The following is a 19,548-nucleotide window of genomic DNA, read 5'->3' as shown; positions in this document are numbered from 1 at the left end:
CTGCACGGCCGCCTCCCCTACTCCCAGCGGAACCAGCGCGAGGCGCCGGCCGTCAGGAGCACGGTCCAGGCGACCAGCACACCCAGGTGCGTCCAGCCCGGCCAGTTCCCCGCCGCCGCCCGGTTCAGGGCCTCGGCGGCGGCCCCGAAAGGCGTGTACCCGACGATCCGCGCGAGGGTGTCCGGCATGGCCTGCACGGGGATCCACACGCCCGCGCAGAACATCATCGGGAAGAACACCGCGGAGCCGATGGCGCCCGCGATCTTCGTCGTGCGGGACAGCGCCGAGACCACCGCGCCCAGCGCGAGCGCGGCCAGGATCGCGAGGACCAGGGCGAGCAGGTAGCCGAAGGCCTGTTGGGGCAGCCGTACGTCGAAGGCGAGCCGGCCGACGACCAGCGCGAGCAGGGCGGAGATCAGCGCCGCCCCGCCGTAGACCAGCATTTGTGCGGAGAGCAGGGCGGACGGGCGGACCGGGGTGGCGGACATGCGGCGCAGGATGCCGCGCTCGCGGTAGCCGGTGAGGTTCTGCGGCATCGACTGGAGCGCGCCGACGATCATGCCGAGCAGGACGGCGACCGGGACGTACACGTCGACCGTGCGCAGGCCGCCCAGGTCCGCCTGGTGGTGGCGGAAGGACGGGATGGAACCCAGGATCACCAGGAGCAGGGTCGGGAAGAACAGGATCCAGAAGAGGGCGCCCGGTTCGCGGCGGAAGAGGCGCACCTCGGTGCGCAGGACGGCGGTGTTCATGCGGAGACCTCCGTCAGGTCCAGGAAGGCGTCGTCCAACGTGGCGTCGGACACGCGGAGTTGGTGGGCGGTGATGTGCCGGCGGGCGAGCAGGGTGATGACCGCGTTGACGGTCTCGTCGGTGCCGGACAGCGTGACCCGGCTGTCCTTGTACTCGACCGACACGAGCGCGGGCAGCGCGTTCAGGTCACCCTCGTCCAGCGGCGCGGAGGGCGTGAAGCTGATGACGGTGGAGCCGGCCGAGCGCCGGATCAGGCCGTCCGGGGTGTCCAGGGCGGCCACCCGCCCCTGGTCGATCACGGCGATCCGGTCGCACAGGCGCTGCGCCTCCTCCATGAAGTGCGTGACGAGCAGGACGGTGACCCCGCCCGCGCGCACGTCCTCGATGAGCTGCCAGGTGTCGCGGCGGGCCCGCGGGTCCAGGCCTGTGGTGAGTTCGTCGAGGACGACGATCCGGGGGTTGCCGATGAGCGCGAGCGCGATGAACAGGCGCTGCTTCTGGCCGCCGGAGAGCTTCGCGAAGCGGGTGGTGAGCTTCGCGGTCAGGCCGAGGCGTTCGGCGAGCGGGCCCCAGTCCAGCGGGCTCGGGTAGAAGGAGGCGTACAGCTCCAGGGCCTCGCGGACGGTGAGCTTGGCCTGGAGTTCGCTCTCCTGGAGCTGGGCACCGAGCACGCGGGCGACCTGCTCGTGGTCGGCGATCGGGTCGAGGCCGGTGACGCGGACGCGGCCGGCGTCGGGGACGCGCAGTCCCTCGACGCACTCGACGGTGGTGGTCTTGCCGGCGCCGTTGGGGCCGAGGATCCCGAAGATCTCGCCCTCCTCGACGGCGAAGGAGACGCCGTCGACGACGGGCCGGCCCCCGTAGGACTTGCGCAGTTCGGTGACTTCGATGACGGACATGGCTTCAGCGTCCCGGGGAGCGGGCATCCGCCACATCGCCCGTCGCGCTCGAAGGGGCATCAACCGATCGGTTGATGCCGGCCTCCTACCGGCCGGCTCCCCGCCCTCCACGGCCCTGTACGACTCCTCGAACGCGCAGGTCGTAGGTCCAGCGGCCGATCAGGGTCCGGCCAAAACTCGCTGGGCGTTGTCAGTGCCGATCCGTAGGCTCACTGACGATGGCCACTACACGTTCGACCACCGAGGAAGGCACGGCGACCGGGGAGCGGTCCACCGTGCGCACCCTGCTGCGTCTTTGGCCCTACGTCCGGCCCGTGCGGGCGCGGCTGTTCACCGCCGCGTTCGTCGCCGTGCTGGCCTCCTGTACGGGGCTCGTGATCCCGCTGGTGCTGAAGTGGATGGTCGACGGGCCGGTCGCCGACCGGGATCCGGCCGGGGTGTGGCTCGGGGCGCTGTACCTGCTGCTGCTCGGGCTGGCGGAGGCGCTGCTGTTCGGGCTGCGACGGTGGATGGTGGCCAGGCCGCTGTCGCACGTCGAGGCGGAGATGCGGGCGGATCTGTACGGACATCTGCAGCGGCTGCCGGTCGCCTTCCACGACCGGTGGGCCTCGGGGCAGTTGCTGTCCCGGGGCACCACGGACCTGATGCTGCTGCGCATGTTCCTCGCCTTCCCGCTGACCTTCCTGCTGGTCAACGGGGTGACGATCCTGGTCGGCGTGATCATCATGCTGCTCCAGGACTGGACCCTGGGGCTGGTGATCCTGGGTCCCGCGATCCCGGTGATCGTCACCTGTGTGGTCTTCGAGAAGCGGTACGCGCTGGTGGCGCGGCGCGCGCAGGACCAGGTCGGCGATCTGACGACGGTCGTCGAGGAGAGCGTCCTCGGCATCCGCATCATCAAGGGGTTCGGCCGGCACCGCAGCCAGGCCCTGGCGTTCCGGAAGCTGTCGCACACCCTGCGCGGCACCGAGTTGGGCAAGGCGCGGCTGCTGGCCGCCATCTGGGGTGTCATCGTGACGCTGCCCGAGATGGCGATCGGCGCGGCCCTGGTCCTGGGCACCGTCCAGGTCGCCGACGGCGACCTGTCGGCGGGCACCCTGGTCGCCTTCCTCTCGACGGCCCTCGCGCTGCGCTGGCCGGTGGACTCCATCGGCTTCCTGCTGGCGATGAGCCAGGAGGCGGCGACGGCCACGGAGCGGTACTTCGAGGTGATGGACGAACTGCCGGAGGAGCAGCGGGCGTTCGGCTCGGAGCAGCCGGCCGAGGGTCCGGACGGCGAGCGCGAGCGCGGGATCCGGTTCCGTGGGGTCCGGTTTCGATACCCCGACGCCCAGCCCGGGTCCGCGCCCGTGCTGGACCGGATAGACCTGCACATCCGTCCCGGCGAGTCCATGGCGCTGGTCGGGTCCACCGGCAGCGGCAAGACGACGCTGACCGCGCTCGTGCCGCGGCTGCACGAGGTCACCGAGGGGCACATCACCCTGGACGGCGAGGACATCACCGCGATGTCCAGGGCGGAGCTGCGCTCCCGGGTCGCCGTCGCCTTCGAGGAGCCGACGCTGTTCTCGGCGAGCATCGGGGACAACGTGCTCATGGGCGCCGACGACGAGGCGGGCGCGGCCGAGCTGAACCGCGCGCTCTCCGTCGCCCAGGCCGACTTCGCGCACGCGCTCCCGCAGGGCACCGACACGCAGGTCGGCGAGCAGGGCCTGAGTCTGTCGGGCGGTCAGCGGCAACGCCTGGCGCTGGCGCGGGCGGTGGTCGGCAGACCCGGGTTCCTGGTCCTGGACGATCCGCTGTCCGCGCTGGACGTGCACACCGAGGCCGCCGTCGAGGCCGCGCTGCGGGAGGTCCTCGCGGACACCACCGCGCTCATCGTGGCCCACCGCCCCTCCACGGTCCTGCTCGCCGACCGGGTCGCCCTGCTCTCCGGCGGCCGGATCACCGCCGTCGGCACGCATCAGGAACTGCTGCGCACGAACGCCGAGTACGCCCACCTCATGTCCGGGACCGACGAAGCGGAGGACGACCGATGACGGCTCCGACCACCTCCTCCCCCGTCCCGGCGGCGGACGACGAACCGGACCTGCCCCGCCCCAAGGGCGCCGGCGACCCCTTCGACCGCGACGTGCTGCCCACTCCCCCGGGCGCCACCTCGATCCTGCTGCGCTCCCTGCTCGCCCCCATGAAGGCCCGCGTCGCCTTCACCAGCTTCCTGCTGCTCGTCCAGCAGGCGGCCGTCCAGGCGGGCCCGCTGTTGGTGGCGTACGCGATCGACAGCGCGGTGCCGGCGTTCCGGCGCGCCGACCACGGACCGCTGATCGCGGTGGCCGTGGCCTATCTGCTGTGCGCGCTGATCTCCGGCGGACTGCAGTACGCGTTCATCATCGCCTCGGCCCGCGTCAACCAGGACGTGCTGCTCGACCTGCGCGGCCGTATCTTCCGGCACGCGCAGGCGCTCAGCATCGACTTCCACGAGCGCTACACCTCGGGCCGGCTGATCTCCCGCTCCACCACCGACGTCGAGTCCCTGCGCGAGCTGCTGAACGAGGGCCTCCAGGAACTGATCACGGTCATCCTGTCCTTCGTCTACATCTCGGCGATGCTGCTCTGGCTGGACCTCGGCGTCGGCGCGCTCGCGGTGGCGTCCTTCGTGCCGCTGTACCTGCTGGTCCGCGTCTACCAGCGGCGCGCGGTCCGCGTGTACCGGCTGCGGTCCACCGCGATCGCGGCCGTGATCGTCAAGTTCGTCGAGACGATGAACGGCATCCGGCCGGTCCGCGCCTTCCGCCGCGAGGCCGCCAACGACACCGACTTCCGGGTGCTGAACCGCCGGCACGAGCTCAGCAACGGCGACGCGCTCCTAGAGATGGCCCGGTACGTCGTCGGCTCCCGCCTCGTCGCCAACACGGCGGTCGCGGGCATCGTGCTGTGGGGCGCCTACCGGGTGGCGAGCGGCTCCCTCGAACTCGGCGTGCTGGCCGCCGCGGTGCTGTATCTGCGCCGCCTGTACGACCCGATCGACCGGCTCGGCATGTTCCTCAACTCCTACCAGTCGGCGGCGGCCTCCCTGGAGAAGATCGCCGGGCTGCTGGCGCAGACGCCGTCCGTGCCGGAGCCCGCCTCGCCCGTCGAGCTGCCGGCCCTGGAGAGCGAACACCCGGGCCGCGAGGTCGTCTTCGACGGTGTCCGCTTCGGCTACCGCACCGGCGGCGAGGTCCTGCCGGCCTTCGACCTGACCCTCCCGGCCGGCCAGACGGTCGCCGTCGTCGGCACCACCGGCGCCGGCAAGTCCACCCTGGCCAAGCTGCTCGCCCGCTTCTACGACCCCTCCGCGGGACAGGTCCTGCTGGACGGCGTCGACCTGCGCGAGCTGGCCGTGCCCGAACTGCGGCGCGGGGTGGTGATGGTGACGCAGGAGGCGTTCCTGTTCTCCGGCACGGTCGCCGAGAACATCGCCATCGGCCGCCCCGACGCGAGCCGCGAACAGATCGAGCGGGCCGCGAAGGCGATCGGCGCGCACGACTTCATCGAGGCGCTACCCGACGGCTACGACACGGACGTACGCAAACGAGGCGGCCGTATCTCCGCCGGTCAGCGCCAACTCGTCGCGTTCGCGCGGGCGTTGCTCGCCGACCCGGCCGTGCTGATCCTGGACGAGGCGACCAGCTCCCTCGACGTCCCCGGCGAACGGGCCGTGCAGCGGGCGATGTCGACGGTCCTGCAAGGGCGCACGGCGGTGGTCATCGCGCACCGCCTGTCGACCGTGGAGATCGCCGACCGGGTCCTGGTCATGGAGCACGGCCGGATCGTCGAGGACGGCAGCCCGGCCGAACTCGTCGCGGGCACGGGCCGGTTCGCGGATCTGCACCGGGCGTGGCGGGACAGTCTGGCGTGACAGGGGTCGAAAGGGCCGGGGACGGATGATCGACGCGTACGAGGATCCGGGCGAGCCCGACCGCCGGGGCGGTGGCCGTTACCTGTGGTGGCTGGTGCGCTGCCAGCCCGGCATGTCGCTCGCCGGGGCGGTGCTGAGCAGCACGTGGATGGTGCTGCTCGCGGCCACGCCGTATCTGCTGTCCCGGGCGATCGACGAGGGACTGGTGCCCGGCGACCATCCGGCCCTGGTGGGCTGGACGGGGGCCCTCCTCGGAGTCGGGGCGTTCAACGCCTGGCTGGGCCTGATGCGGCACCGCACGATGACGCGGGTGCGGATGGACGCCAACTTCCGCACGGTGAAGGTGGTCGTCGACCAGGCGGTCCGCCTCGGCGCCGCGCTGCCCCGCCGGGTGGGGGCCGGGGAGGTCGTCACGATCGGCGTGGGTGACGTCCAGACGATCAGCACGTCGCTGACGGCGGTCGGACCGGGGGTCGGTGCGGTCGTCGCCTATCTGGCGGTCGCCGGATTCCTGCTGTCCGTCTCGGAGTTGATCGCCGCCGTCGTCCTGCTCGGCATGCCGCTGATCGTCCTGATCGTCGGCCCGTTGCTCGCCCGCCTCCAGGGCGCGGAGACCGAGTACCGGGACCGGCAGGGCATCCTGACGGCCCGTATCGCCGACCTCGCCGGCGGCCTGCGCGTCCTCAACGGCCTGGGCGGCAAAGGCCTGTTCGCGGACGCCTTCCGCACCGACTCCCAGCACCTGCGCCGCCAGGGCTACCGGGTCGGCGCGGTGACCAGCTGGGTCCAGGCACTCGGCGTCGGCCTCCCCACCCTCTTCCTCGCCGTGGTGACCTGGCTGGCGGCCCGCCTCGCTGCCCAAGGGGACATCAGCATCGGCGAGTTGGTGTCGGTGTACGGCTATGTGGCGGTGCTGGTGGCGCCGGTGGGGTTCTGGGTGGAGTGCGGCTACCAGATCAGCCGCGGCCTGGTCTCGGCCCGCCGAGTGGTCCGCTTCCTGCGCCTGGACCCCATGGAGGACACCGGCACCCGAGACGCCCCCGCGGAACCGTCGACCCTGCACGACCCGGAGTCCGGCGTCCGCATCCGTCCCGGCCACTTCACGGCCCTGGCAGGCGCCCGCCCGTCCGACGCGACGGAAGTGATCGACCGCCTGGGCCGATACGCCCCATCGAGAGCAACCTGGGGAGACATCCCCCTGGACCAGATCGCCCTCCCCCAGATCAGACGGCACATCCTGGTGGCGGACCACGACTCCACCCTGTTCACAGGCCAACTGCACGACTTGATCGCCGGTGCGAGCGTGCCCCTCAGGGGCGCGGGGAACTGCGCGACCAGCCACGACGAACCCGCACCCGCCGAACAACCGGACCAGGCACCCCCTCAGGCGCACATCATGCAGGCCATCCACACCGCAGTCGCCGACGACATCCTCCAGTCCCTCCCCGACGGCCTCGACTCCCAGATCAACGCCCAGGCCACCAACCTCTCCGGCGGCCAACGCCAACGCATCAGACTCGTACGGGCCTTGCTGGCCAACCCCGAGATCCTGCTCGCCGTAGAACCGACGTCGGCCCTGGACGCCCACACAGAGGCCCGCGTAGCCGAACGTCTCAAACAGGACAGACAAGGCCGTACGACCGTGGTCACCACCACCTCCCCCCTCGTACTGGACCACGCCGACACCGTCTACTACCTGGTGGACGGCAAGGTCGCAGCCACCGGAACCCACCACACCCTCCTGGCCGAAGACCCCGGCTACCGAGCCCTCGTCGCAAGGGACGCCACCGCCGAGGAGACCGTCGGATGACAAACGCCCAACTCCCCGTCGCGGAACCGAAAGACGTACGCCGAGCCATCACCCGCCTGATCCGCGGAGACACCAAGGCCTTCACCACCGTCCTCGCCCTCAACGCCCTCGCAGCCGCCGCCGGCCTCGTCGGCCCCTGGCTGGTCGGCCGCATCGTCGACGACGTCCGCGCCGGCGACGGGGTACACGCCGTGGACCGCCTGGCCGTGTGGATCCTGCTCTGCGCCGTCGCCCAACTCCTCCTGGCCCGCTGGGCACGCTACGTGGGACACCGCTTCGGCGAACGCGTCCTCGCCCGCGTCCGCGAGGAGTTCGTCGACCGCGCGCTCGCGCTGCCCGCGGCGGTCGTGGAGCGGGCCGGCACCGGGGACCTGACCGCGCGCGGCACCGCGGACGTGGCGACGGTCGGCACGACCCTGCGCGACGCCGGGCCCGAACTGCTCATCAACGGCGCGCAGGCGCTGTTCCTGATCGGCGCGGTGTTCGTGATCGACCCGCTGCTCGGCCTCTGCGGACTGCTCGGTCTGGTCAGCACGTGGGTCGCGCTGCGCTGGTATCTGCGCCGTGCGCGCGACGGTTACCTCGCCGAGGGCGCGGCCACCTCGGACGTCGCCGAGATCCTCGCGGCCACGGCGTCCGGGGCGCGCACGGTCGAGGCGCTGCGGCTGGAGAAGCGCCGGATCGCGGCGAGCCGGGACGCGTTGGAGGTCTCCCGGCGCACCCGGATGTACACGCTGTTCCTGCGCTCGGTGTTCTTCCCGTCGGTGGACGTCTCGTACCTGATCCCGGTGGTCACGGTCCTGCTGGTCGGCGGGGTGCTGCACGGGCAGGGCACGCTGAGCCTGGGCGCCGTGGTGACGGCGGCCCTGTATCTGCAACGGCTGAGCAACCCGCTCGACGAGATCCTGATGCGGATCGAGCAACTGCAGAGCGGCGGCGCCTCGTTCGCCCGCGTGGAGGGCCTGGCGAAGGCTCCGCGGGCGGTGCCGGCCGACTCCCCGGCCCCGTCCGGCGACCGTATCGACGTGACGGGGGTGCGGTACGCCTACGAGCGCGGCGGCGAGGTGCTGCGCGGGGTCGACCTGACCGTGCGGCCGGGCGAGCGGCTGGCGGTGGTCGGGCCGTCCGGAGCCGGGAAGACCACGCTGAGCCGACTGCTCGCGGGCGTCGAGGCGCCGACCGAGGGCACGGTGACGGTGGGCGGGGTGCCGGTGGTCGGCCTGGACCCGGAGCAGCTGCGCCGCCAGGTCGTCCTGGTCACCCAGGAGCACCACGTGTTCCTGGGCACGGTCCGGGACAACCTGCTGATCGCCGAACCGGCCGCCACGGACGAGGAGTTGTGGGCGGCCCTCGCGGCGGTCGGCGCCGACGACTGGGTGCGGGAGCTGCCCCACGGTCTGAACACGGTGCTGGGCGAGGGCGGTTGCCGTACCGACGGCTCGCAGGCGCAGCAACTCGCCCTGGCCCGGGTCGTCCTGGCCGATCCGCACACGCTGATCCTCGACGAGGCGACGGCGTTGCTGGATCCGACCACGGCCCGGCACACCGAGCGCGCCCTGGCCGCCGTACTCGAAGGCCGTACGGTCATCGCGATCGCGCACCGGCTGCACACCGCGCACGACGCGGACCGGGTGGCGGTGATGGAGGACGGCCTGCTGACCGAACTCGGCACGCACGACGAGCTGGTGACGGGGGACGGGGCGTACGCGGCGCTGTGGCGGACCTGGCACGGTGACGTCGCCCCTGGCGGCGGGTAGGTGCGGCCGACCGGCACTGACTCACCGGTCAGCGGACAGCGGCTCCCCGGACCGACCGGACAACGGCTCCGTATAACGAACATGAACTACCGAACAACGGACGATTTCCGGCCAACCTTCTGACGCGCCCCTGACAGAAACCGCACTCCCCTGGCACGCTTCCCACGGCCGCTCCACAGCAACCCCACAGACAGCACGAACCAGTGCCGTCTCGTCGAGCGGCCACCTGCACCTGGTTCCGCGTTTGACCCAGTTCTGCCCGGACGGTCGACCCATCGTCCGGATCCCCACTGGCCGTGAGACCCGCGGCCACGCAGAAGGAGTCAGTGTTGAGAAGCAGTTCCTCTCGCAGACGCACCTCCCACACCGCACAGCGCCCCACGGCGCACCGTCGCGTCGCCGCCGTCGCTCTGGCCGGCGTGACCGCCCTGCTCGCCGCGGCCGTCCAGTCGGGCGCCGCCTCCGCCGCCCCGGCCCCGGCGCCCTCGGCGTCCAAGGCCCACGCGGCCGTCAAGCTCACCCCCGCCCAGCGCGCGGAGTTGATACGCGCGGCCGACACGGCCGGTGCGGCGACCGCCAAGGACATCGGCCTGAGCGCCAAGGAGACGCTCGTCCCGCGGGACGTCGTCAAGGACGCCGACGGCACCCTGCACACCCGCTACGAGCGCACCTACGCGGGCCTGCCGGTGCTCGGCGGCGACCTGGTCGTCGACACCGCCAAGTCGGGCGCCACCCAGCGCGTCATCAAGGCGACGAACGCGACCATCAAGGTCTCCGACGTCACCCCGGACATCACCAAGGCCGCCGCCGAGAAGCAGGCCGTCACCCGCGCCAAGGCGCTGGGCGGCACCAAGGCGAGCGCCGACGCGGCACCGCGCAAGGTGATCTGGGCGGCGAGCGGCACCCCGGTCCTGGCGTACGAGACGGTCGTCGGCGGTCTCCAGGAGGACGGCACGCCGAACCAGCTGCACGTCATCACCGACGCGGCCACCGGCAAGAAGCTCTTCGAGTACCAGGCCATCAAGAACGGCACCGGCAACACGCAGTACAGCGGCACGGTCACGCTGACCACGACCCAGTCCGGGTCGAACTACACGCTGACCGACGGCGCGCGCGGCGGCCACAAGACGTACAACCTCAACCGGGGCACGTCCGGCACCGGCACGCTGTTCTCCCAGACCACCGACACCTGGGGCAACGGCACCACGTCGAACACCGCGACCGCGGGCGCCGACGCGCACTACGGGGCCGCGGAGACCTGGGACTTCTACAAGAACACCTTCGGTCGCAGCGGCATCAAGAACAACGGCGTCGGCGCGTACTCCCGCGTCCACTACGGCAACGCGTACGTGAACGCGTTCTGGGACGACGGCTGCTTCTGCATGACGTACGGCGACGGCTCGGGCAACGCCCGTCCGCTGACCTCGCTGGACGTGGCAGGGCACGAGATGAGCCACGGTGTCACCTCCAACACCGCGGGCCTCGTCTACAGCGGCGAGTCCGGCGGCCTGAACGAGGCGACCTCCGACATCTTCGGCACCGGCGTCGAGTTCTACGCCAACAACGCCTCCGACGTCGGTGACTACCTCATCGGCGAGAAGATCAACATCAACGGCAACGGGACCCCGCTGCGCTACCAGGACAAGCCGAGCAAGGACGGCGCATCCAAGGACAGTTGGTACTCGGGGATCGGCTCGATCGACGTCCACTACTCCTCGGGCCCCGCCAACCACTTCTTCTACCTGCTGAGCGAGGGCAGCGGCGCCAAGGTCATCAACGGCGTCAGCTACGACTCGCCCACCTCGGACGGCCTTCCGGTCACCGGCATCGGCCGGGACAAGGCGCTCCAGATCTGGTACCGGGCGCTGACCACGAAGTTCACGTCCACCACCAACTACGCGGCGGCCCGCACCGGGACGCTCGCGGCGGCGGGCGAGCTGTACGGCACCACGAGCACCGAGTACAAGGCGGTGCAGGACGCGTGGGCGGCCGTCGCGGTCGGTGCGCGCTCCGGTGGCGGCGGCGGTGGCGGCACCTCGTTCGAGAACACGGCCGACGTGTCGATTCCGGACAACGGGGCGGCCGTCACGTCGTCGATCACCGTGTCCGGGCGGACGGGCAACGCCCCGTCGAACCTCTCGGTTTCGGTCGACATCGTGCACACCTGGCGCGGTGACCTGGTGCTCGACCTGGTCGCCCCGGACGGGTCGACGTACCGCCTGAAGAACTCCAGCGCCAACGACTCGGCGGACAACGTGCAGGCGACCTACACGGTCAACGCGTCCTCCGAAGTCGCCAACGGGGTCTGGAAGTTGAAGGCGCAGGACGTGGCGGCGCAGGACACCGGCTACATCAACAGCTGGAGCCTCACCTTCCCGTAGGCCGCACGGTCCGACCGGCCCCCACGGGGGCCCGACGTCAGGGCGCCGCCCCGGTGGTTCGAACCACCGGGGCGGCGCCTTCTTTTTGCCACGCCTATACCGACCGCTGGTTGGCCTTTTATCGAGGTCAAGTCCGTTTACATTCCAGCAATGTTCACCCGTCAGTCGATTTTCAGCCAACATCACTTCGGGGTCCTGACATGTACGCGCCCCCGATGTCACTCTTCCTCACAACCGCCGCACAACTTCACAGCAACCCGGCCGGGCGCCCCACGCCGGCCGGACTCCCCCACCACAAGGAGCTTGTGTGACCCCCCTCTACGCGCGTCACAAGCGCACCACGCTCGCCATTGCCACCGCCGTCGCCGCCGGAGCGCTGCTCAGCACCGGTCTGGCCGCCGGCACGGCCTCCGCCCAGACCCCGGCGGACTCCTCGGGCAAGGCACAGCTCGCCGCCGCGCCCACCTCGCTGACGGCAGCCGCCCGCACCTCGCTCCTGCAGAAGGCGCAGGCCGACGTCTCCGAGACGGCGCAGCAGATAGGCCTCGGCACCAAGGAGAAGCTGGTCGCCAAGGACGTCGTCAAGGACGCCGACGGCACCGTCCACACCCGCTACGAGCGCACCTACGCGGGCCTGCCGGTACTCGGCGGCGACCTCGTGGTGCACACCTCCCCGACCGGCAAGGCCGAGGGTGTCACCAAGGCGGTCAAGGCGACCATCAAGGTGGCCTCGGTCACGCCGAAGATCACCACCGCCAAGGCCGAGAAGCAGGCGCTGACCGCCGCCAAGGCCGCCGGCTCGGACAAGACCGCGGCCGACGGTGCCAGAAAGGTCATCTGGGCCGGTGACGGCACCCCCGTCCTCGCCTACGAGACGATCGTCGGCGGTTTCCAGGACGACGGCACCCCCAACCAGCTGCACGTCATCACCGACGCGGCCACCGGCAAGAAGCTCTTCGAGTACCAGGGCATCGAGAACGCCACCGGCACCGGCAAGACGCTGTACTCGGGCACCGTCAGCCTCACCACCACGCTGTCGGGCACGACGTACTCGCTGACCGACGCCTCGCGCGGCAACCACAAGACGTACAACCTGAAGCACGGGACGTCCGGCACCGGCACCCTGTTCTCGCAGACCACCAACACGTGGGGCACCGGCACCGCCTCCAGCTCCACCACGGACGTGACCGCCGCCGCGGACGCCGCCTACGGTGCGCAGGAGACGTGGGACTTCTACAAGTCCACCTTCGGCCGCAGCGGCATCAAGAACAACGGCGTCGGCGCCTACTCCCGCGTGCACTACGGCAGTTCGTACGTGAACGCGTTCTGGGACGACAGCTGCTTCTGCATGACCTACGGCGACGGCTCGGGCAACACCCACCCGCTGACCTCGCTGGACGTGGCAGGCCACGAGATGAGCCACGGCGTCACCGCCAACACCGCGGGCCTCAACTACAGCGGTGAGTCCGGCGGCCTGAACGAGGCGACCTCCGACATCTTCGGCACGGGCGTCGAGTTCTACGCGGGCAACTCCTCCGACGTCGGTGACTACCTCATCGGCGAGAAGATCAACATCAACGGCGACGGCACGCCGCTGCGCTACATGGACAAGCCGAGCAAGGACGGCGGCTCGGCGGACTCCTGGTCCTCCACCGTCGGCAACAAGGACGTCCACTACTCGTCCGGCGTCGCGAACCACTTCTTCTACCTCCTCTCGGAGGGCAGTGGCGCCAAGACGATCAACGGTGTCAGCTACAACTCGCCGACGTCGAACGGCTCCACGGTCACCGGCATCGGCCGGGCCAAGGCGCTCCAGATCTGGTACAAGGCGCTGACGACGTACTTCACGTCGACGACGAACTACAAGGCGGCCCGCACCGGCACGCTCTCCGCGGCGGCCGCGCTGTACGGCTCCGGCAGCACCGAGTACAACGCGGTGGCGGCGGCCTGGTCCGCGGTCAACGTGAGCTGACCCGAGGGGGGTTGGCACGGGGCGGTACCCGGGACGAAGGCATTCCCGGGTACCGCCCTACCCTTGGTTCCCATGCCTCTGACGGACTTCACGTACGACGACGTCGGCGCCACCCGGCGCGTCGGTTTCTGCCCTCCCGGCTTCCGCTCCCTGCACGTCCGCACTCGCCTCGGCGAGGGCGAGAAGGTCTTCCGACGGGCCTCCGAGGCGGTCCTGACCTGGGAGATGCACCGCACGATGGGCGTGGGCATGGACACCACCGCCGAGCGCGCGGCTCCCGACGTCGAGGTCACGGTCACCCTCGCCGGCATGATCAAGGCCCCGTGCCGGGTGGTCTACACGGTCGACGAACCCCGCCGCGCCGGCTGGGCCTACGGCACCCTGACCGGCCACCCGGAGTGCGGCGAGGAACTCTTCCTGGTCGACCGCACCGGTGACGGCACGGTCTGGCTCACCGTCTCCGCCTTCAGCCGGGGCGCCAAGTGGTACGCCCGAGCGGGCGGCCCGGCGGCGCGCGGCCTGCAGAACGCGTACGCGCGGCGCTGCGGGAAGGTGCTCCAGCAGCTGTGCGCGCCCTTCGACGCGGCGTGAGCGACGGCCGCGAGGACCGCCGCTCACCGCGGGACGCTACCTGAGCAGCACCCCCGCCCCCTCCACCGCTTCCTCCGAAGGCACCGCGACCAGGCCCAACTCCGCGCCGGAGGCCAGGAGTCGGTGGGTCGGCAGGATGCGGACCGTGTAGCCGTAGGGCCCGGTGCGGTCCAGGGCGAGGGGGCCCTCGTAGACCCACTTGCCCTCCGCGTCCGGTCCGCCCGCCGGTTTCAGGGGGACCGTCGCCGCGTCGGTGATGCGGTCCTCGGGGTCGACGCGCCCGGAGACGGCCTGGACGTCGACGTCCTCGGGGCCGAGGTCGCCCAGGCCGACACGGACGCGCAGTCCGAGGGTGGTGCCCAACTCCGCCGTGGGAGTGGCGGCGGACGTCTCCACGTGGTCGACGGTGACCGCGTGCCAGCCGGCCCGCACCCGGGCCTTCCAGGCGGCGAGTTCACGGGCCGAGGCCGGGTCCATCGCGCGGTGCGCGTGGGCGGCCGGGGTGTAGAGGCGTTCGACGTACTCCCGGACCATGCGCCCCGCCAGCACCTTCGGGCCGAGCAGGGTCAGGGTCTGCCGGACCATCTCGATCCAGCGGTCGGGCAGGCCGTGCTCCCCGCGCTCGTAGAAACGCGGTGTCACCCGCTGCTCCAGCAGGTCGTAGAGCGCGGCGGCCTCGATGTCGTCCCGGTGGTCGGGGTCGGTCCCCGCGCCGTCCGCCGTCGGGATCGCCCAGCCGAAGTCGGGCTGGAACCACTCGTCCCACCAGCCGTCCAGGACCGAGAGGTTGAGGCAGCCGTTGAGCGCGGCCTTCATGCCGGAGGTGCCGCAGGCCTCCAGCGGGCGCAGCGGGTTGTTGAGCCAGATGTCGCAGCCGGGGTAGAGCTTCTGCGCCATCGCCATGCCGTAGTCGGGCAGGAACACGATCCGGTGCCGCACCCGCGGATCGTCCGCGAACCGCACCAGCTCCTGCACCAGCCGCTTGCCGCCGTCGTCCGCCGGATGCGCCTTGCCCGCCACCACGATCTGGATCGGCCGCTCGGGATGCAGCAGCAGATCCATCAGCCGGTCCCGGTCCCGCAGCATCAGCGTCAGCCGCTTGTACGAGGGGACGCGCCGCGCGAATCCGATGGTGAGGACGTCCGGGTCCAGGACCCCGTCGATCCACCCCAACTCGGCCGTCCCCGCCCCGCGTTGGCGCCAGGAGGCGCGCAGCCGCTCGCGCACCTCGTCCACCAGGTGCTCGCGCAGCACCCGCCGCAGTTCCCAGATGTCCTGGTCGCCGATGTCGGCGACCGCGTCCCAGCGGTCCGAGCCGCCGACGGTCATGGCGTCCTGGGTGCGCTGCGGGCCGATCTGCCGGGCACCGAGCCGGAACACCTCCGGCGCGACCCAGGTCGGCGCGTGCACCCCGTTGGTGACGGAGGTGATCGGCACCTCCTCGGGGTCGAACCCCGGCCAGAGCCCGGAGAACATCTCCCGGCTGACCTGCCCGTGCAGCAGCGACACACCGTTGGCGCGCTGCCCGAGCCGCAGCCCCATCACGGCCATGTTGAAGAGATTGGGTTCGCCACCGGGATAGGTCTCCATGCCCAGTCCCAGGATCCGGCCCACGTCGATGCGTGGGAGTTCGGCGTCGGGACCGAAGTGCCGGGCGACGAGTTCACGGTCGAAGCGGTCGATGCCGGCCGGCACGGGGGTGTGCGTGGTGAACACGGTCCCGGCCCGCACCGCCTCCAGCGCGGCGTCGAAGTCCAGCCCCTGGTCGCCGAGTTCGGCGATCCGCTCCAGACCGAGGAACCCGGCGTGCCCCTCGTTGGTGTGGAAGACCTCGGGCTCGGCGTGACCGGTCAGCCGGCAATAGGTCCGCACCGCCCGCACACCCCCTATGCCGAGCAGCATCTCCTGCAGCAGCCGGTGCTCGCTGCCGCCGCCGTAGAGCACGTCGGTCACGCCGCGTTCACCGAGGGCGTTCTCCTCGATGTCCGAGTCGAGCATCAGCAGCGGGACCCGGCCGACCTGGGCCAGCCAGATCCGGGCCCGCAGCCGGTTGCCGCCGGGCAGCGCGAGGGAGACCTGCGCGGGCGTGCCGTCGGCCTCCTTGAGCAGCGCCACCGGCAGCTCGTTCGGGTCGAGCACCGGGTACGTCTCCTGCTGCCAGCCGTCCCGGGACAGGGACTGCCGGAAGTAACCGTGCCGGTACAGCAGGCCGACCCCGATCAACGGCACCCCGAGATCGCTGGCCGCCTTCAGATGGTCGCCGGCCAGGATGCCGAGGCCGCCCGAGTACTGCGGCAGCGCGGCCGTCACCCCGAACTCGGGCGAGAAGTAGGCGATGGCGGCGGGCAGCCCACCGGGCTGCGCCTGGTACCAGCGCTCACCGGTCACGTACTCGTCGAGGTCACCGGCGACCTCGGTCAGCCGGTGCAGGAACCCATGGTCCTCCGCCAGCTCCGCGAGCCGCGTCGGGGAGACACTGCCGAGCAGCCGTACGGGATCACCGTCCGAGGCCGCCCAGCGCTCGGGGTCGACGGACTGGAACAGGTCGCGCGTCTCGGCGTGCCAGGACCAGCGCAGATTGCGGGCCAGATCACTCAGGGGCCGGAGGGGGTCGGGGAGAACGGGACGGACGGTGAATCGACGGATCGCCTTCACATTCCACCTCAGCGCAGATCGCTGTGCGGACGCACGGCGGTGTGCGTCTCGACGTCATTGACGACGGTAATGGTTACCCCGGCGTCCGTGTGGCGGACCCTTCCGGATCAAGCGTGCCGGTACAGGTCGATCACTCATCGACCGAAAATGAGCGCAACCTTCCGTCATCACCCTGTTCACCCCATAACCGATATGGCCGATTCCGCCCCCATAGGCATCCTTGTGGGCCTTCGCACCGCACGAGAGGCTCCAAGTGGCGTGCCGCCCGGCCGTCGGGTGCGCCCGGCGTTCCGTGCTCGCCGCACGCCGAATCGAGGAGGGGAACTCGAATCATGGCAAGGACGCGCACATGGCGTCTGCGCTGGGCGGGGGGCCTGACCGCGGTGAGCTGTGCCGCCGCGCTCTCGGCCATCACACTGCCCGCGCACGCCGTACCACAGGGGCGGATACACGGCGCCGGGGAGGCCGGTTCGGTCAGCGGGAGCTACCTGGTGACGCTCAGGGGGGACACGAAGGCCCCGTCGGCCGCCGGCCAGGACATCGCCGAGCGGTACGGGGCGAGAATAAGCCACACCTACGGCACGGTCCTCAACGGCTACGCGATCAAGGCGACCGAGAGACAGGCGAGGCGGCTCGCGGCCGACTCCGGGGTCGCCTCGGTCGTCCAGGACACCCGGATCGCGCTCGACCGCACGCCGGGCGCCCCGCAGTCCGACCCGCCGTCCTGGGGCCTGGACCGGATCGACCAGCCCGCCCTGCCGCTGGACAGGGGTTACAGCGCGCCCGCCGCCGGGGGCAACGGCGTCACGGTGTACGTCATCGACACCGGCATCCGCGTCACGCACAAGGACTTCGGCGGGCGCGCGAGCTACGGCTGGGACTTCGTCGGAGACGACCGCACGGCGAACGACGGCAACGGACACGGCACCCACGTCGCCGGGACCATCGCCGGCGCGACCTACGGCGTGGCCAAGAAGGCCAAGGTTGTCGCCGTACGCGTCCTCGACAACGCCGGCGCGGGCACCAGCGCCCAGGTCATCGCGGGCATCGACTGGGTCACCCGGCACGCCCGCAAGCCCGCGGTCGCCAACCTCAGCCTCGGCGGCTACCGCAACGCCCAGCTGGACGCGGCCGTACGCACCTCCATCGCCTCCGGCGTCACGTACACCGTCGCCGCCGGCAACGGCGGCCAGCCGGCCTCCGGCTACTCCCCCGCCGACGTGAAGGAGGCCGTCACCGTCGGCGCCACCGACCGGGCGGACGCACGGGCGGGCTTCTCCAACTACGGGTCCGCCGTGGACCTGTTCGCCCCGGGCGTCTCGATCACGTCGGCGTCCGACGCGAGCGACACCGGCCGGGCCACCTTCTCCGGTACGTCGATGGCGACCCCCCATGCCGCGGGCGCCGCCGCGCTCTATCTGGCCGCCCACCGCAGGGCGTCTCCGGCCCAGGTGTCCAAAGCCCTGGTCAAACTTGCGGTGGCCGGAAAGGTCTCCGGACGGGGTCCCGGATCACCGGACGAACTTCTCCAGGTGCCGCCCTCGTAGTGGCAAAGTCCCCTGCTGGTCCTGGCAGAGTCCCGATATCGGCCCCGTTCCCCTCGAACGGGGCCGGTCTTGTGTGTAGACATACGGCTGAGTAGTTAACAAAGTGCCGGATTGCTCACTCGCTTAGGGTGGGAAGGCTCCCCCAGGTACACCCCCAGCACGCTCGCCCGATACCTCTCAGCGGTACACCAGCGGTACATCCCAGCGCGTTCCACCGGAACACCACGCAGGACCCACCTCCCCACAGCCATCCGCCCACCCACGTTGACGCGGACAGGAGCGGTCATGCCCGCCACGCACCACTCGTCAGCACCCCCGACGCCCAGCACCGCCCCAGCCCCTGTACCCCCCACCGACATCGTCCCGCCGGCCCCGGAGCCACCCTCCGCGGGCGCCGCGACCGGTATCGGGCGTATCCCCGTCCTCGACGTCGGCCCCGTGATCCAGCACGGGCGCCGCCCCGCCAAGGCCGTGACCGGCGAGTCGTTCCAGGTCTCGGCGACCGTGTTCCGCGAGGGCCACGACGCCGTGGCCGCCAATGCCGTCCTCACCGACCCCGACGGCCGCCCGGGCCCGTGGACGCCGATGCGCGAACTCGCCCCGGGCACCGACCGCTGGGGCGCCACCGTCACCCCCGACGCGCCGGGCCACTGGACCTACACCGTGGAGGCGTGGAGCGACCCCGTCACGACCTGGCGGCACCACGCCCGCATCAAGATCCCGGCCGGCATGGACACGGAACTGGTCCTGGAGGAGGGCGCGCGGCTGTACGAGCGGGCCGCCGCCGACCCCGACGTCCCCGCCGACGAGCGCGAGGTGCTCCTGGCCGCCGTCACCGCCCTGCGCGACGAGAACCGCCCGGCGGCCTCCCGGTTGGCGGCGGGGTTGACGCCGGAGGTGGACGCGGTCCTGGCCGGGCATCCGCTGCGGGAGTTCGTCACCGCCTCCGACCCGCTGCCGTTGCTGGTGGAGCGGGAGCGGGCCCTGTACGGCGCCTGGTACGAGTTCTTCCCGCGGTCGGAGGGCACGCCCGAGCAGCCGCACGGCACGTTCCGCACCGCGGCCCGCCGGCTGCCGGCGATCGCGGCGATGGGCTTCGACGTGCTCTACCTCCCGCCCATCCACCCGATCGGGACGACGTTCCGCAAGGGCCGCAACAACACCCTCTCCGCCGGTCCGGAGGATGTGGGGGTGCCGTGGGCGATCGGTTCGCCGGAGGGCGGGCACGACGCCGTCAACCCGCGGTTGGGCACGATCGAGGACTTCGCCTGGTTCGTGCAGGAAGC

12 protein-coding genes are annotated in these 19,548 nt (G+C 71.4%); 9 read left to right on the top strand and 3 right to left on the bottom strand.

Going from position 1 to position 19,548, the window contains the following annotated elements:
- Nucleotides 1-17: 17 nt before the first annotated feature.
- Together ACIP6U_RS26280 and ACIP6U_RS26275 are read right to left on the bottom strand one after the other, a co-directional pair.
- Complete coding sequence (locus ACIP6U_RS26280; protein ID WP_401722411.1) at nucleotides 18-752, bottom strand: ABC transporter permease; 735 nt, start codon at nucleotides 750-752, stop codon at nucleotides 18-20.
- Nucleotides 749-1,651, bottom strand: a complete 903-nt coding sequence (locus tag ACIP6U_RS26275; RefSeq protein ID WP_401722408.1) for an ATP-binding cassette domain-containing protein — start codon at nucleotides 1,649-1,651, stop codon at nucleotides 749-751. The genes ACIP6U_RS26280 and ACIP6U_RS26275 overlap by 4 nt, the downstream gene beginning before the upstream one ends.
- Nucleotides 1,652-1,869: 218 nt before the next feature.
- Here ACIP6U_RS26275 and ACIP6U_RS26270 point away from each other — a divergent pair, with 218 nt between their 5' ends.
- From ACIP6U_RS26270 to ACIP6U_RS26240, 7 genes are all read left to right on the top strand, one after another.
- Nucleotides 1,870-3,687, top strand: coding sequence for an ABC transporter ATP-binding protein (locus tag ACIP6U_RS26270; RefSeq protein WP_401722405.1), 1,818 nt, complete (start codon nucleotides 1,870-1,872; stop codon nucleotides 3,685-3,687).
- On the top strand, nucleotides 3,684-5,549 hold the full coding sequence (locus ACIP6U_RS26265) for an ABC transporter ATP-binding protein (RefSeq protein ID WP_401722402.1): 1,866 nt from the start codon (nucleotides 3,684-3,686) through the stop codon (nucleotides 5,547-5,549). Before ACIP6U_RS26270 ends, ACIP6U_RS26265 begins: the two co-directional genes overlap by 4 nt.
- A 25-nt stretch (nucleotides 5,550-5,574) precedes the next feature.
- Nucleotides 5,575-7,359: an ABC transporter ATP-binding protein gene (locus ACIP6U_RS26260; RefSeq protein ID WP_401722400.1), complete on the top strand. Its 1,785-nt coding sequence runs from the start codon at nucleotides 5,575-5,577 to the stop codon at nucleotides 7,357-7,359.
- On the top strand, nucleotides 7,356-9,116 hold the full coding sequence (locus ACIP6U_RS26255; RefSeq protein WP_401722398.1) for an ABC transporter ATP-binding protein: 1,761 nt from the start codon (nucleotides 7,356-7,358) through the stop codon (nucleotides 9,114-9,116). The genes ACIP6U_RS26260 and ACIP6U_RS26255 overlap by 4 nt, the downstream gene beginning before the upstream one ends.
- A 329-nt stretch (nucleotides 9,117-9,445) precedes the next feature.
- The gene (locus ACIP6U_RS26250) at nucleotides 9,446-11,497 is read left to right on the top strand and encodes a M4 family metallopeptidase (RefSeq protein WP_401722395.1); all 2,052 of its coding nucleotides are present in this window, start codon (nucleotides 9,446-9,448) and stop codon (nucleotides 11,495-11,497) included.
- A gap of 307 nt (nucleotides 11,498-11,804) precedes the next feature.
- Complete coding sequence (locus ACIP6U_RS26245; protein WP_401722392.1) at nucleotides 11,805-13,469, top strand: M4 family metallopeptidase; 1,665 nt, start codon at nucleotides 11,805-11,807, stop codon at nucleotides 13,467-13,469.
- Between the two features lie 72 nt (nucleotides 13,470-13,541).
- On the top strand, nucleotides 13,542-14,060 hold the full coding sequence (locus ACIP6U_RS26240) for a DUF1990 domain-containing protein (protein WP_401722389.1): 519 nt from the start codon (nucleotides 13,542-13,544) through the stop codon (nucleotides 14,058-14,060).
- Nucleotides 14,061-14,096: 36 nt separating this feature from the next.
- On the opposite strand, the gene ACIP6U_RS26235 is transcribed toward ACIP6U_RS26240, so the two are convergent.
- The gene (locus ACIP6U_RS26235) at nucleotides 14,097-16,715 is read right to left on the bottom strand and encodes a glycosyltransferase family 1 protein (protein WP_401722386.1); all 2,619 of its coding nucleotides are present in this window, start codon (nucleotides 16,713-16,715) and stop codon (nucleotides 14,097-14,099) included.
- Between the two features lie 332 nt (nucleotides 16,716-17,047).
- Between ACIP6U_RS26235 and ACIP6U_RS26230 the strand changes: the two genes are divergently transcribed.
- Nucleotides 17,048-18,262 carry a S8 family peptidase gene (locus ACIP6U_RS26230; RefSeq protein ID WP_401722383.1) on the top strand — a complete coding sequence of 405 codons (1,215 nt, stop codon included), beginning with the start codon at nucleotides 17,048-17,050 and terminating at the stop codon, nucleotides 18,260-18,262.
- 285 nt (nucleotides 18,263-18,547) lie between these two features.
- Nucleotides 18,548-19,548 (top strand): maltotransferase domain-containing protein (locus ACIP6U_RS26225; RefSeq protein WP_401722380.1); only part of this gene is annotated, 1,001 nt, incomplete at its 3' end.

The sequence above is a fragment of the Streptomyces sp. NPDC088794 genome (assembly GCF_044750545.1).
Lineage (GTDB): Bacteria > Actinomycetota > Actinomycetes > Streptomycetales > Streptomycetaceae > Streptomyces.
This window is presented reverse-complemented; position numbering and strand designations above follow the sequence as displayed.